Here is a 13,104-nt window from a genome sequence, read left to right as displayed (position 1 = left end):
TGGCTTGTGCGGGCCCGCGACCGGCGCAAGTTTGAATCGCTGCCAATGGCACCCTGCCGTGCCGGTTGGCGTTGTCCGCATTGCAATTCGCTGGAATGCTATGATTTAAATAGCTTTCGGCGCTTTATTGACGTGCGTTTTAGCCCATTTTCTTTATGATCTGTGGGGCTGCAGTGTGCAGAAAGAAAGCGGGATTTTTCGGGATATCTGCTACAACTTGCCTCACACAGTGAAGGAGGGGCGGATGGGGGATACATCGAACATGCCGTTGGTCGTGGACTTGGACGGCACCCTCACGCCCACCGACACCTTGCAGGAGTCATTGGTCCGCCTGCTCAGGCATTCTCCGATGAGCCTCCTGTGCCTGCCGCTGTGGCTGATGCGGGGCCGGGCAGGGTTCAAGGAGGCCATCTCAAAGCGCGTCACCATTGACGCCCAAAAAATCCCCTATTGCGCACCGTTGCTGGCGTATCTCCATGAGGAAAAATCCAGGGGCCGCCAGATCGTCCTTGCCACGGCGGCGCATCACACGACCGCCGAGGAGGTGTCCAGGCACCTTGGCATTTTTGACAAGGTGCTTGCCACCCACGCTGGAAACAACCTGAAGGGCCTGGCGAAACTCAAGGCGATCCAGGAAAACGTGGGCGGGGCTTTTGTGTATGCGGGCGATTCCAAGGCTGACCTTCCCATCTGGAAGCAGGCCCGGGCGGCGATCCTGGTGGGTGTGGCGCAACGCACGGCGGCGCAGGTGCGGTGCGAGGTGTCGATTGAACGCGAATACCCGAAGCTGAGCAGTGGCGTGGCCGTGTGGCTGCGGGCATTGCGGGTGCACCAATGGATCAAGAACCTGTTGCTTTTCGTGCCTCTGCTCACCACGTTCGCATTTGCCGACATCAACAAGCTGGGCAGCGTAGTGCTGGCCTTCTTGGCTTTTTCCTTCGCTGCATCAGCGACCTATATCGTCAACGACCTGTGGGACCTCGAAAGCGACCGTGCTCACCCCCGCAAGCGTCTGCGCCCTTTTGCCTGTGGCGCGCTGCCGATCCTGCATGGGCTCCTTGTGGCGGGCGTGGCTCTGGGGCTGTCGCTTGGGGTAGCCAGCGCGGTATCGCACGGCTTTTTGGGGATGCTGGTGACCTACCTGGTGTTGACCAGTCTCTACAGCTGGGTGATCAAGGAATACGTGTTGATGGACGTGCTCATGTTGTCGCTGCTCTACACCATTCGCATACTGGCGGGCTCCGTGGTGATCGGTGTGGTCATCAGTTCCTGGCTGCTGGCGTTTTCGGCCTTCCTGTTTCTGAGTCTGGCGTTGGTCAAGCGCTGTGCCGAGCTGGTGTCGTTGAACGAGGTCGGCGCGGGTGCTACCCGGGGACGCGACTACAGGGTCAGCGACCTGGTGGTGCTTTGGCCGCTAGGTGTTGGCGCTGCGCTTTGTGCCGTGGTGGTGTTCGGCCTGTTCATCAGCGCCCCCGAGACCCAGGCACGTTACGCCACCCCGAAAATGCTGTGGCTGGTGGCCATTGGGCTGGTGTATTGGATGGCCCGCCTGTGGGTCAAGACTTCACGCGGCGAGATGCACGACGATCCGGTTGTCTATGCCATCAAAGATCGGGGCAGCCGCCTAACGGTGATCGCCATGATTGGTGCAGCCATGGCTGCTTATTTTGTTACTTTGGAGCTTCAGCCATGAACACCTTTGCGATTGCCCTGTTGAGCGTCGCGCTGTCGGTGGCTGCGCAGTTCGCGCTGAAAGCCGGCATGTCAGACCAGGGGGTGCGGGAAGCAATGGCCCAGCCATATTCGCTGGGCAATATCGCGTCGGTGATTGCCAACAAGTATGTCTTGGGGGGCTTTCTGCTCTATGCCCTGGGGGCGGTCGTCTGGCTGGGCGTGCTGTCGAAATGGGACGTGAGCAAGGCCTACCCGCTTGTCGGGCTGGGGTTTGCATTGACTGTGGTGGTGGGGCTCATGGCGGGCGAGCAGGTTTCGCCGCTGCGGGTGGGTGGTGTGGTGTTGATCTGCGCAGGGGTTTTTTTGGTTGCACGCTCCTGAAAAATTGGCTCCCGCGCTTTGATGGGGCGGCATTGCAGATTCAACTTTCATGGCAATTTTGCTTTGCTCTTTTGCCCACGTTGTACGTGCAACTTGGCAAGTTGTGGCAGCCTGGTGCACTGTTTGCACGAGTGCGTTCAACCTGATGCCGTGGCTATGATGCATTTGTTGCATTCCCAAGTGGTATGGCTTTTTTTAAACAGGCGTCATGAAAATTACAGTAATCGGGACAGGGTATGTGGGGCTGGTCAGCGGGGCTTGCCTGGCTGAAGTCGGCAACGATGTTCTGTGTTTGGACCTCGACCTCGAGAAGATTCGCGTTCTGGAAGCAGGTGGCATCCCTATTTTCGAACCCGGCCTGCAGGACATGGTGCAGCGCAATGTGGCGGCTGGGCGCCTGCACTTCACCACCGATGTGGCGCGCGCCGTGCAGCACGGCACCATCCAGTTCATTGCGGTGGGCACGCCGCCTGATGAAGACGGCTCGGCCGACATGCAATATGTGCTGGCGGCGGCGCGCAACATTGGCCGCCTCATGACCGATTACAAGGTGGTGGTGGACAAGAGCACGGTGCCGGTGGGCACGGCCGACCAGGTGCACGCAGCCATTGCCGACGAACTGCGCCAGCGCGGCGTGCAGACGCCTTTCGCGGTGGTGTCCAACCCCGAGTTCCTCAAGGAAGGCGCGGCGGTGGAAGATTTCATGCGCCCCGACCGCATCATCGTGGGCGCGTCCGACGAGCAAGCCATTTTGCTCATGCGCGCACTCTATGCGCCGTTCCAGCGCAACCGCGAGCGCCTGATCGTGACCGACGCGCGCAGTGCCGAACTGACCAAATACGCCGCCAACGCCATGCTGGCAACGCGCATCAGCTTCATGAACGAGCTGGCCAACCTGGCGGAAAAACTGGGTGCCGACATTGAAATGGTGCGCCAGGGCATGGGCTCAGACCCGCGCATTGGCTATCACTTCCTGTACCCGGGCTGCGGCTACGGCGGCTCATGTTTTCCCAAGGACGTGAAAGCCCTTATCAAAACCGCGTCCGGCGAAGATGACCTGGACCTGAAAGTGCTTATGGCTGTGGAAGCGGCCAATGAGGCGCAAAAACACGTGCTCGGCCGCAAGATCAAGCAACGCCTGGGCGACGATCTCACGGGCCGGCATTTTGCTGTGTGGGGCCTGGCGTTCAAACCCAACACCGATGACATGCGCGAAGCTCCCAGCCTGGATCTGGTGGCCGACCTGCTGGCCGCCGGTGCCACGGTCACCGCTTACGATCCGGTGGCCATGCCCGAAGCGCAACGCGTGCTGGGTAACGAGCCACGCGTTCGCTATGCGCAGGCGCTCAACGATGCGTTGGTGGGGGCGGACGCGCTGGTTATCGTGACCGAATGGAAAGAGTTCCGTAGCCCGGACTTTGACCTCATCAAGGCACGGCTCAAACAACCACTCATTGTGGATGGCCGCAACCTGTACGACCCTGCGCTGGTGCGGAGTCAGGGGTTTGACTATCTGGCCATTGGCCGCTGAGCGAAGCAGGCAGGGCGGCGGCATGCCCGGCGACGTGTTCGAGACAGAGGCCTGGTTTGCCAATCTGCTGGCCCATGGTTTCGAGCGGCCCCCCCATCAGCACCGGGCCTGGCAGCTGCCTGCCGCGCCGTGCGGCGAAGCAGCCCACTTTCACTTGATGCAGCAACGGCCTGGCGGCCCACTGCTCGCTTTGGGCAATTACTACAGCGGTCTTTATGGTCCCGTGGGCTCGGCCGAAGCGGTGCATGGACTCTCGGCAACGCAGTGGCACGCCGCAGCCGAGGCCTTGCGACAGCTGCCCGGCAGCGCCGTGCTGCGGCTGCAGCCGCTGGATGCCGCCAGCCACTGGCTGCCCGCGCTGGAGGCCGGTCTTCGCACCGCCGGCTATTGGACCAGCCGGTACTTCGCCTTTGGCAACTGGTGCCAGCCCGTGCCCGCTGGCGGGTTCGCCCTCTACTGGGCCGACCGGCCTTCAGTCCTGCGGCACAGCGTGGAGCGCGGCCGGCGCCGCTTGCAGAAAGCTGGCGCCTGGCGCATCGATATCGTGACCGCTGGTGCGCCCGCGGATGCCGTTGCGCTCGACACTGCGTTGGCGGCTTACCAGGCTGTCTATGCCCAGAGCTGGAAGCAGCCCGAGCCATGCTCGGATTTCATGCCAGCCCTTGTCCGCCTGGCAGCGCGCAAGGGCTGGCTGCGGCTGGGCGTGCTGTGGCTCAACGATCAACCCCTGGCCGCGCAGGTCTGGCTGGTCTTTGGCGCCAAGGCCAACATCTACAAGCTGGCTTACGTGAAGGGGCAAGACAGGCTGTCCGCCGGCTCCGTGCTTACGGCGGCGCTGATGCAGCACGCCATGGATGTGGACAAGGTGCAGGAGGTGGACTACCTCAGCGGCGACGACACCTACAAGGCCGACTGGATGGCCCTGCGGCGCGAGCGTGTCGGGCTGGTGGCGTTTGACCGCAAGCGCCTGTCCGGACTTTGGGGCGCCGGGCGGCATGCGCTGGGGCTCGCGAAAAAACGCCTCATGGATTGAGGGTGGTGGGGCCGGGTACCAAGCCCGTTGTGCTGAGCGAAACGGAAAGAAAAGAGGGGTGCTTGGCACCCCTCCTTTTGTCACGGACTGTCTTGCCAAGGGCACCGACTCCCTCCGCTTGGATGGCTTTACTTCGTTGCATTTTTCCGGCGGCTGGCACCCAGGCCCAGCAAGGCAATGCTCAGCAGTGCGAGGCTGGTCGGCTCGGGAACCTGAAAACTGCCGCCTTCCAGTGCCAACCGGATCACCAAGTCGTCGTGGTTGTCGTCACCGCTGGCGCCACCGTCATCCAGGAAGAGCCAGGCAACCTGGCCTGAGCTGGGTGTGCCATCAGCCAAGTTAGTGTCGAAGGCGTTGCCGAGTGTGACGAAAAAGTTGGGCACAGCCTGCGAAACATCGCCGTTGTTGGCACCGTTAAAAAGAGTCGGTGCCCCGTTCATGCCTGTGAAGAAAAAGTTGAGCAAGCCAGAGGCTACGTTGGTCAGGTTGCAAGTCGATCCGACTTGGGCGCCGCCGGCAAGGATTGTGTTTCCGCCAGCATGGGTAAACCCGCAGGCGCCAAAAGTGAAGGAGTTGCTGTAGGTGCCTTCGCCGCCGAAAAACTGCACAGAAATGTTGGCGGGCCCACCGAACAGGTAGAGGTCGGCGTTGAACCAGCCTTGAACGGGTCCACTGCCAATGGCCCCGAGGTAGTCGTTGGTAGCGGCTCCACCGGGAATAGATCCGACGAACGCTGCATTGGCTGGTGCGGCAGCCAGCGCGGCCACTGCCAGTGCGCCTGCTGTCAGGGCTTTGCTAAAGAACTTCATATCGTGCTCCTTGGGTTCAAAGGGTGCTACAGATGACCGCTGGATTGCGGTGTGCACTGAGAAAGCATGTTGCATGCCAACTTAGAATTCCTAATAAAATCAACGATGTACAATGATTTTTATGCAGTTCAACGATTCGGCTGTAATAAATTTCGACGGTGTTTGCGAAGGGCGGTGGGTGTTGGTTGCGCGCTGCCGGAGCGGCTTTTGCCATCATGGTCGGTGCGCTGGGTCCGAACAGGGGGCATGCGTGCGCCTGCAGGTTGTCGGGGATGTGGTCCGCAGATGACAAGCCGTCATCGGTTCTCCCCCCGATGACGTGCTCAAGTGGATGGGTGTGCCGTCGATTCCAGCCAGTCCATTACCAGGGCTTGCACAGCGTGCTGTGACTGGGGCGCAGAGCAGGTGTGGTCGGCATGGGGGAGCATGTGCCGGGTGAGGGTGATTTTTTGAGCCCAGCCAGCCCAGCTCGCATGGCTGTTCGCGTGTTCTGCGAATTCCTGGGCTGTCAGGTCGCGCTCGCTCAGCAGCAGTAGGACAGGGGCTGGAAACGCCCGCCAGCCCTGCGCCATGCGCTCTTGAAATGTGAGTGGCTGCGCTGTGGTCTGGCGCATGGTGCGCAGGTTGTTCCACAGCCCGTGCAGCGCCCTCCAGCCCACACCGCCTTGCAACAGCTTGCGCCAGAAGCCGGGTTCCCGCAGGCGCTGGCGGTAGTAGTGCTTCACCTGCGCCCGTGCCAGGCCTGCTGCGGAGCGCACCCAGGGGTTGAGCAGCGCCAGCCCCGTCACGCGCGGGTCTTGCGTGGTCTGCACATAGAGCAGGCTGGCCGAGGCGCCGTCGCACAGGCCCCAGAGCACCGTGCGGTCCACGTTGGCGGCCTGCTGCATGGCACCAATGGCGGCGGCGATGTGGGGGGCGGTGTCTTCAAACGGCACAGGGTCGCCCGGGCTGTCGCCCATGCCGGGAAAATCAAAGCGCAGCACGGGGTAGCCGGCCGTGGCCAGGTGGCGCGCCAGTCGCACAAACTGCCGATGGCTGCCCACGCGGTACTGGGCGCCGCCCACCACAATGACCACGCCGGTGCGCTGCAGGGGTGTGCCGGACTCGGGCAGGCTGAGAATGCCCAGTATGTCGAAACCGTCGCCCGCGATGCGAAGGGGGTGTTCGGGGGGGGTCATGGCGGCGGCGTGCTGGCGAGTGGTGCAACGGGTGCAAGCGGTGCAAGTGCTGCCAGCGTGGCGTGGATCAAGTCCGGGGCGTCATCGGTGCCCACGGTTTGCCAGAAGGCCGGGCCGCTGACCGCCTGTGCCTGCACCTGCCAACCCGCTGCGCGCCAGGCGGTGAGGGGCTTGTCGGCGGCGGGGCTGAGCGCGGGGACTTCTTGTGTGGACACCTCCAACCACACCAATCGCCCTGGGTATGGAAGGGGCAGGGGTGGGGGCTGCAGGCGGGCTTCGCCCAGGCCGTGGGCCAGGGCGGGGCTCAGGGTGTAACCCGCAATGTCGATGGTCTGCCCCTGCGCCAGCGCCTGTGCGGGCTGCCGCTCGTCTGCAGGGTGGGCGCTCAGCCACTGGCCGGCGGTGCGCAGGCGCAAAAACTGCTGCAGCATTTGCTGGCCGCTGGCCACGGGTTGCCAGAACAGCAGGTGGGCCGGTTCGCTTTCGTTCTGCAGCAGGCGGGCCAGTTGCGCTGCGAGCAAGGCGCCCGAGCGCATGCCCCACAGCCACAGCGGGCCGCCGCAGTGCCCGGTCAGCCAGCGGTGGGTCTGTTGCGCGTCGCTCAGCCAGGCGGGCCAGGTGGCGTCGGCAAAGTCGCCTGCGCTGTCGCCGCAGCCCAGCAGGTCGATTTGCAGCACGCCGAAGCCGGCGCTCGCCAGCGCCCGCGCCTGCCGTGCGACCACGCGCCGCGTGCAGTTGAGTTCTTCGGCAAACGGGTGCAGATAAAGCACGCAACCCCGCCGGGCATCACCCTGCGCAGGATGGAACAGGCAAAAGCGCTGCCCGGCGCCAGTTGGCAGGAAGAAGGCTTGCGGCAAGGCGGTGCGCCCGGGAAGGCTCATGTGTCTTGCCGGGCCAGCGCCTGCTCCACCAGATCGCTCAGGCTGCCCACGGTGGCGAATACCGAGCCATTGACATCATCGTCGTTGAAGGTGATGCCGAGGTGGTTCTCCAGCCCGGTGAGGAGGGCCAGCACCGCCATGGAGTCGAGCTCGGGCAGGGCGCCGAGCAAGGGGGTGTCACGCGTGAAACCAGCGGCGCGGCCTTGCAGGTGGAGTGCGCCGTCGAGCACGTGAAGGACTTGTTCTGTCAGGTTCATGGCGGGTACCGTGGTGTGGCGGAGCAGTGGATGGATTCTAGGAGCCTGTCGGACTTGGGGCGTCGAAAGCGAAAATCGGCCCCAGCGAGGACAGTTTTTGCCGGATTTGCAGCCCCATAGCCCGGCTATGGGGCAAAAAGACGGTGAAAAATGGACCGCTGAGGCCGATTTGCAGCCGACGTTCCCCAAGTCCGACAGGCTCCTGGGGACTGTCGCGTGCCGCAACCCACTGCGCTGCATGGCGATGGCTTACCATGCGCCCCATGCCCCACGCGCCGGATTTCCACAGCGGAGTGCCCCCCGTTTTGCTGCACGAGCTGCCGGCCCGGGCCGCCGCTTGCTGGCCGGGTCATCAGGCCGTGACGGTGGAGGGGCGGCATTGGTCGTATGCCGACCTGCAGTCGCAGCTGGAGCGCTGCGCGTCAGGCCTGCGGGCCCTGGGGCTGGAGCGCGGCGCGCGCGTGGCGGTGTACCTGGAAAAGCGCGTGGAAACCGTGGTGGCCAGCTTTGCAGCGCCCGCTGCGGGCGGCGTGCTGGTGCCGGTGAACCCCCTGCTGAAGGCGGCGCAGGTGGCGCACATTCTGCAAGACGCACAAGCGCAGGTGCTGGTGACCACTGCCGCGCGGCTGGCGGCAGTGGCCCCGGTGTTGGCAAACTGCCCCGGGCTGCGGCAGGTGGTGTTGTGCGACGGGGACGCTCAGGCCACGCCGGGCGCATGGCCTGCCCGCCTGACCTTGCACGCCTGGCCTGAGGTGCTGGCCAGCGAACCGGCCGCGTTGCCCGCCTTGCTGGATACCGATGTGGCGGTGATTTTTTACACCTCGGGCAGCACGGGCCAGCCCAAGGGGGTGGTGCTGTCGCACCGCAATCTGGTGGCCGGGGCCACCAGCGTGGCGGGCTACCTGCACAACCGCGCCGACGACACCTTGCTGGCCGTGCTGCCGCTGTCGTTCGATGCCGGATTCAGCCAGCTCACCACGGCCTTTCTGGTCGGCGCGCGCGTGGTGCTGCTCAACTACCTGTTGCCGCGCGATGTGTTGCAGGCCATGGTGCGCGAACGGGTCACGGGACTGACGGCGGTGCCGCCGCTGTACATGCAGCTGGCGGCGCTGGACTGGCCTGCCGGTGCTACGCAACATTTGCGCTATTGGGCCAACACCGGCGGGCGCCTGCCCCGGGCTACGCTGCAGCGCTTGCGCGACCTGGCGCCAGCGGCTGCGCCCTATCTGATGTACGGACTGACCGAGGCGTTTCGCTCCACCTACCTGCCGCCCGACGAGGTGGACCGGCGGCCCGATTCGATCGGGCGCGCGATACCGAACGCCGAGGTGCGCGTGCTGCGCGAAGACGGCAGCGAATGCGCGGTGGACGAGCCCGGCGAGCTGGTGCACCGCGGCCCGCTGGTGGCTTTGGGGTATTGGCGGCGGCCCGACGAAACCGCGCACCGCTTCAAGCCCTGGCCGCCGGCCTTGCTGCCAGCGGGTGGCGACTGGCGGGCACCCGAGCGGGCAGTGTACTCGGGCGACACCGTGCGCCGCGACGCCGACGGGTTTTTGTATTTCGTGGGCCGGCGCGATGAAATGATCAAGACCTCGGGCTACCGCGTCAGCCCGACCGAGGTGGAAGAGGTGCTGTATGCCAGTGGCCTGGTGGCCGAAGCGCTGGTGCACGCGGTGCCCCATGATGCGCTGGGCAGTGCCATCTGCGCGGCGCTGCTGGCGTCGCCCACGGCCAGCGGCAAGCCCGATGAAGACAGCGCGGCCCTTCTGGCGCATTGCCGTGAGCACTTGCCGGCGTTCATGCTGCCCAAAGAACTGAACTGGGTGACCCAGCCGCTGCCGCGCAGCCCCAATGGCAAGCTGGACCGCCAACGCTGGATGCAGGAATATGGATCGCTTCGACACCTCCCGCGATGAACTGCAGGTCGGCGGCCTGCCGCTGTCCTTGCTGGCCGAGCGGGTCGGCCAGACGCCGTTCTACGCATACGACCGCGCCCTGATCGCTGCGCGCATCCATGCGGTGCGCCAGGTGCTTCCGCCAGGCGTGCGCCTGCACTATGCCATCAAGGCCAATCCCATGCCGGCGCTGGTGGGCTGGGTGCGCACGCTGGTCGATGGCATGGATGTGGCTTCGGCGGGTGAACTCAAGTTGGCGCTGGACGCTGGCGCGGATGCGGCGTCCATCGGTTTCGCCGGGCCGGGCAAACGCGAGGCCGAGCTGCGCCAGGCCGTGGCCTCGGGGGTGCTGCTGCATGTGGAGTCGGCGCGCGAGTTGCGGGCATTGGCCGATGCCGCGCAGGCGCTGGGGCGGCCAGCGCGCGTGGCATTGCGCATCAATCCGGATTTTGAGCTGCGCGGCGCTGGCATGCACATGGGCGGCGGGCCCAAGCCCTTCGGGATTGACGCCGAACAGGTGCCGGCCCTGTTGCGCGGCATGGCCCACGATGGCCTGGCGTTCGAAGGTTTTCATGTGTACCCCGGCTCGCAGAACCTGCGGAGCGAAGTCATTGCAGAGAGCCTGCACCGATCACTCGATCTGGTGCTGCGCCTGGCGCACGATGCCCCCGCACCCGTGCGCCACGTCAACCTGGGGGGCGGCTGGGGCATACCGTATTTTCCGGGTGAACAGGCGCTGGACCTGGCTCCCGTGGCCGACGCCCTGGCGCAGGTGCAGAGTGATCTGGCGCGTGCGCAACCTGCGGCGCGGCTGGTGCTGGAACTCGGGCGTTATCTGGTGGGCGAGGCGGGCATTTATGTGGCGCGGGTGATTGACCGAAAGGTGTCGCGTGGGCAGGTGTTTCTGGTGACCGATGGTGGCATGCACCAGCATTTGGCTGCCTCGGGCAATTTTGGCCAGGTGATCCGGCGCAACTACCCGGTGGTGATTGGCAACCGGTTGCAGTCGCCCGAACGCGAAACCGCCTGTGTAGTGGGGCCGCTGTGCACCCCGCTGGATGTGCTGGCCGACCGGATGGAGCTGGCCGTGGCGCAGCCCGGTGACCTGGTGGTGGTGTTCCAGTCCGGGGCCTATGGCGCAACAGCCAGTCCGCAGGCCTTTCTGGGGCACCCGCCGTGTCCCGAAGTGCTGGTGTAAACGCCGGCAGCCAAGCGTCCGCCGCAGTCCGGGCGGGCGTGCCGGGCTTGTGCGGCTTGTTGTTCACGGCAGCCGCCTTGGCTGGCGCTCTGTGGCACCCGGTGGCTCCGGCGCTCGCCGTGCTGGTGCTGGTGAGCGTGGTCGCCTGGGCCACACGGCGGCCTGTCGATCTGTGGTTCATGCTGCCGGCCTTGCTGCCCGTGGCCAGTTTCACACCCTGGACGGGCTGGTGGTTGGTGGACGAATCCGACCTTCTGATACTGGCTGCCATGGGCGGCGCCTGCCTGCGCTGGAGCCTGGATGCAGGGGGCAAGCCGGCAGCGGCGTTCAGCCGGACGCCGCGCAGCATGGCGTGGGTGTACGTGGTCATGCCGGTGCTGCTGCTGATGGGGGTGTGGCGCGGGTTGGACGATGCGCGTGGCGCCGCGCCATGGGCCGCGTTGCTGGCGGACCTGTGGGCCCAAGGCGTCTATGGGGACTACGATTTGCCGGGCAATACGCTGCGGGTGGCCAAGAGCATGGTGTGGGGGCTGCTGCTGATGCCCGTGCTGTACCGGTATGGTCAAGGTGCGCCCCTGCGGCTGGCGCGCGGCATGGTCTTTGGGCTTTTCTGGGTCTGCACTGCGGTGGCGTGGGAGCGCGGCATTTATGTGGGCGCCCTGGATTTTAGTGACCACGCTCGCATTACCGCCTGGTTCTGGGAGATGCATGTCGGTGGCGGCGCCATCGACGTTTACCTGGCGCTGGCGGTGCCGTTTGCCTGGTGGGCGGCATGGACAGCACCGCACGGCTGGCGCTGGTGCGCGGCGGGGGCGCTGGTGTTGCTGGCCATCTATGCGGTGCTCATGACGTATTCGCGCGGTGTCTATCTGACCGTGGCGCTCGCCTTGATTGCGCTGGCTGCGTTGGCGCACCAATACCGCCTCGTTGCGCCCGATGGTTCTGTATGGCACCGTCGGGCGATGGCGGGCTTGGTGCTTGCGTTGGTGGCGGAGACGCTGGGCGTTTTCATGGGCGGCAGCTTCATGCCGGATCGCCTGGGCCGATCAAATGCTGACCTCTACCACCGTTTCGCCCATTGGCAGCGCGGTGTTGACTTGTTGAAGACGCCAAGTCAGTGGGCCCTTGGGCTGGGCGTGGGAAGGTTGCCTGCGCACTACAGCACGCAGACCCCTGAGGGCGGACTGCCCGGCCAGGTGCGCTGGGTGCGCAGTGCTGAGGGCCGCACCCAGGTGTGGCTTTCGGGGCCCGCACAACCGGGGGTCAAGGGCGAGCTTGCGCTCACACAACGTGTGGCTTTGGCGCCTGGGGGTGCGTACCGGGTTCGCCTGCGTGGGCAGGTGCAGTCGCCTGCGCGGCTGTTGGTTCAGTTGTGTGAGCAGCATCTGCTGTATGCCTTTGAGTGCCAGGCGCAAACGCCCCGTGTGCTTGCGTCCAGCGCTGCCGCTGGCGGCTGGACAGAGCTGCAATTGCACGGCCCCGCTTTGGCGTCCACCGGTACCCGCTCTGCCTGGAGAGAGGGTGTGCTGTCGATCACGGTGCTGCAAGCGAAGACGCCTGTGCGCCTGGATTCGGTGGAACTGATCGATCCACAGGGCCGGCAGGTACTCAAAAATCCGGCTTTTGCGCAAGGGCCGCGCTACTGGAGCAGCATCGCCCAGGCGAACTTCCTGCCCTGGCACATGGACAACCTGTATCTGGAGTTGTTGATCGAACGCGGACTGCTGGGCCTGGCGGCGCTTGCCGCCTTGGCCACATGCGCGCTGGTGATGACCGCCCAGGGGGTTGCACGCCAAAAACCCCTGGCCCTGATAGTGGGAATCGCTATATCGTCCGCCCTTTTGATAGGTGCGGTAATAAGTGTTATTGAAATTCCACGTGTATCCACTATGCTTTGGCTGTTGCTTGCCGTATCGCCATTGGTCCGCGATGACTAGCGGGGGGTGAATGCAGATTGTTATTGATCTGCGGGGATTTGCCTCTCAAGTAGAGGGTTGTCAAGCAAATTTTTGCCACATCAGGGACTGGTGATGGCATAAACGTTTTGTTTCATAAATTGCCAAATGTGGGTGATTTTTGATCCGTATTTTTCGCGCCCGAGACTCGGGCGCGGCAGGAGAAAACAATGATCAAGATTTCCAGTCATTATTTTCACCGGCGGACCATTTTGCAAATCATGGTTTATGCGGTTCTGATTGTTGGCACGCTGATTGTTTTATTGACGATGCAGGCGGGAACGGGCATGTTCAATGCCTCCGCCATTCTGT

11 protein-coding genes are annotated in these 13,104 nt (G+C 64.3%); 7 read left to right on the top strand and 4 right to left on the bottom strand.

Going from position 1 to position 13,104, the window contains the following annotated elements:
• Positions 1 to 175: 175 nt before the first annotated feature.
• The 4 genes from CCX87_RS17240 to CCX87_RS17225 all read left to right on the top strand — a co-directional run bounded on the left by CCX87_RS17240 (position 176) and on the right by CCX87_RS17225 (position 4,619).
• A complete protein-coding gene (locus tag CCX87_RS17240) occupies positions 176 to 1,693 on the top strand; it encodes a UbiA family prenyltransferase (RefSeq protein ID WP_442857475.1) in 1,518 nt (505 codons plus the stop codon).
• Positions 1,690 to 2,055 carry a hypothetical protein gene (locus CCX87_RS17235; RefSeq protein WP_087747827.1) on the top strand — a complete coding sequence of 122 codons (366 nt, stop codon included), beginning with the start codon at positions 1,690 to 1,692 and terminating at the stop codon, positions 2,053 to 2,055. The genes CCX87_RS17240 and CCX87_RS17235 overlap by 4 nt, the downstream gene beginning before the upstream one ends.
• A gap of 208 nt (positions 2,056 to 2,263) precedes the next feature.
• Entirely contained in the window at positions 2,264 to 3,586 is a 1,323-nt protein-coding gene (locus CCX87_RS17230) for a UDP-glucose dehydrogenase family protein (protein WP_087747826.1), read from the top strand.
• Between the two features lie 22 nt (positions 3,587 to 3,608).
• Positions 3,609 to 4,619: a GNAT family N-acetyltransferase gene (locus CCX87_RS17225; protein WP_232476429.1), complete on the top strand. Its 1,011-nt coding sequence runs from the start codon at positions 3,609 to 3,611 to the stop codon at positions 4,617 to 4,619.
• Positions 4,620 to 4,747: 128 nt separating this feature from the next.
• Here CCX87_RS17225 and CCX87_RS17220 read toward each other — a convergent pair whose 3' ends face one another.
• The 4 genes from CCX87_RS17220 to CCX87_RS17205 all read right to left on the bottom strand — a co-directional run bounded on the left by CCX87_RS17220 (position 4,748) and on the right by CCX87_RS17205 (position 7,744).
• Positions 4,748 to 5,428 (bottom strand): PEP-CTERM sorting domain-containing protein, encoded by a 681-nt coding sequence (locus CCX87_RS17220; RefSeq protein WP_157667141.1) that lies wholly within the window; start codon positions 5,426 to 5,428, stop codon positions 4,748 to 4,750.
• A gap of 323 nt (positions 5,429 to 5,751) precedes the next feature.
• Positions 5,752 to 6,606: a hydrolase 1, exosortase A system-associated gene (locus CCX87_RS17215; RefSeq protein WP_087747824.1), complete on the bottom strand. Its 855-nt coding sequence runs from the start codon at positions 6,604 to 6,606 to the stop codon at positions 5,752 to 5,754.
• Positions 6,603 to 7,487: a hydrolase 2, exosortase A system-associated gene (locus tag CCX87_RS17210; protein ID WP_087747823.1), complete on the bottom strand. Its 885-nt coding sequence runs from the start codon at positions 7,485 to 7,487 to the stop codon at positions 6,603 to 6,605. Before CCX87_RS17210 ends, CCX87_RS17215 begins: the two co-directional genes overlap by 4 nt.
• Positions 7,484 to 7,744 carry an acyl carrier protein gene (locus CCX87_RS17205; RefSeq protein ID WP_087747822.1) on the bottom strand — a complete coding sequence of 87 codons (261 nt, stop codon included), beginning with the start codon at positions 7,742 to 7,744 and terminating at the stop codon, positions 7,484 to 7,486. Before CCX87_RS17205 ends, CCX87_RS17210 begins: the two co-directional genes overlap by 4 nt.
• Positions 7,745 to 7,998: 254 nt before the next feature.
• On the opposite strand from CCX87_RS17205, the gene CCX87_RS17200 reads away from it, so the two are divergent.
• The 3 genes from CCX87_RS17200 to CCX87_RS17190 are packed head-to-tail and all read left to right on the top strand — an operon-like array spanning position 7,999 to position 12,774.
• Positions 7,999 to 9,660 carry an acyl-CoA ligase (AMP-forming), exosortase A system-associated gene (locus tag CCX87_RS17200; protein WP_087747821.1) on the top strand — a complete coding sequence of 554 codons (1,662 nt, stop codon included), beginning with the start codon at positions 7,999 to 8,001 and terminating at the stop codon, positions 9,658 to 9,660.
• On the top strand, positions 9,632 to 10,837 hold the full coding sequence (locus CCX87_RS17195) for a pyridoxal-dependent decarboxylase, exosortase A system-associated (protein ID WP_087747820.1): 1,206 nt from the start codon (positions 9,632 to 9,634) through the stop codon (positions 10,835 to 10,837). The genes CCX87_RS17200 and CCX87_RS17195 overlap by 29 nt, the downstream gene beginning before the upstream one ends.
• Positions 10,816 to 12,774 carry a hypothetical protein gene (locus CCX87_RS17190; protein ID WP_143218342.1) on the top strand — a complete coding sequence of 653 codons (1,959 nt, stop codon included), beginning with the start codon at positions 10,816 to 10,818 and terminating at the stop codon, positions 12,772 to 12,774. Before CCX87_RS17195 ends, CCX87_RS17190 begins: the two co-directional genes overlap by 22 nt.
• Positions 12,775 to 13,104: the final 330 nt, after the last annotated feature.

Origin of the sequence: Acidovorax sp. T1 (assembly GCF_002176815.1) — a bacterium.
Taxonomy (GTDB): domain Bacteria; phylum Pseudomonadota; class Gammaproteobacteria; order Burkholderiales; family Burkholderiaceae_C; genus Acidovorax.
Note: the sequence above shows the minus strand (reverse complement) of the source record. Positions and strands in the feature narration are given on the sequence as shown.

What these genes read in the sequence shown, in the direction of transcription:
- CCX87_RS17235 (WP_087747827.1), top strand. Translation starts at nt 1,690, where the DNA reads ATGAACACCTTTGCGATTGCCCTGTTGAGCGTCGCGCTGTCGGTGGCT.
- CCX87_RS17230 (WP_087747826.1), top strand. Translation starts at nt 2,264, where the DNA reads ATGAAAATTACAGTAATCGGGACAGGGTATGTGGGGCTGGTCAGCGGG.
- CCX87_RS17225 (WP_232476429.1), top strand. Translation starts at nt 3,609, where the DNA reads ATGCCCGGCGACGTGTTCGAGACAGAGGCCTGGTTTGCCAATCTGCTG.
- CCX87_RS17220 (WP_157667141.1), bottom strand. Translation starts at nt 5,428, where the DNA reads ATGAAGTTCTTTAGCAAAGCCCTGACAGCAGGCGCACTGGCAGTGGCC.
- CCX87_RS17215 (WP_087747824.1), bottom strand. Translation starts at nt 6,606, where the DNA reads ATGACCCCCCCCGAACACCCCCTTCGCATCGCGGGCGACGGTTTCGAC.
- CCX87_RS17210 (WP_087747823.1), bottom strand. Translation starts at nt 7,487, where the DNA reads ATGAGCCTTCCCGGGCGCACCGCCTTGCCGCAAGCCTTCTTCCTGCCA.
- CCX87_RS17205 (WP_087747822.1), bottom strand. Translation starts at nt 7,744, where the DNA reads ATGAACCTGACAGAACAAGTCCTTCACGTGCTCGACGGCGCACTCCAC.
- CCX87_RS17200 (WP_087747821.1), top strand. Translation starts at nt 7,999, where the DNA reads ATGCGCCCCATGCCCCACGCGCCGGATTTCCACAGCGGAGTGCCCCCC.
- CCX87_RS17195 (WP_087747820.1), top strand. Translation starts at nt 9,632, where the DNA reads ATGGATCGCTTCGACACCTCCCGCGATGAACTGCAGGTCGGCGGCCTG.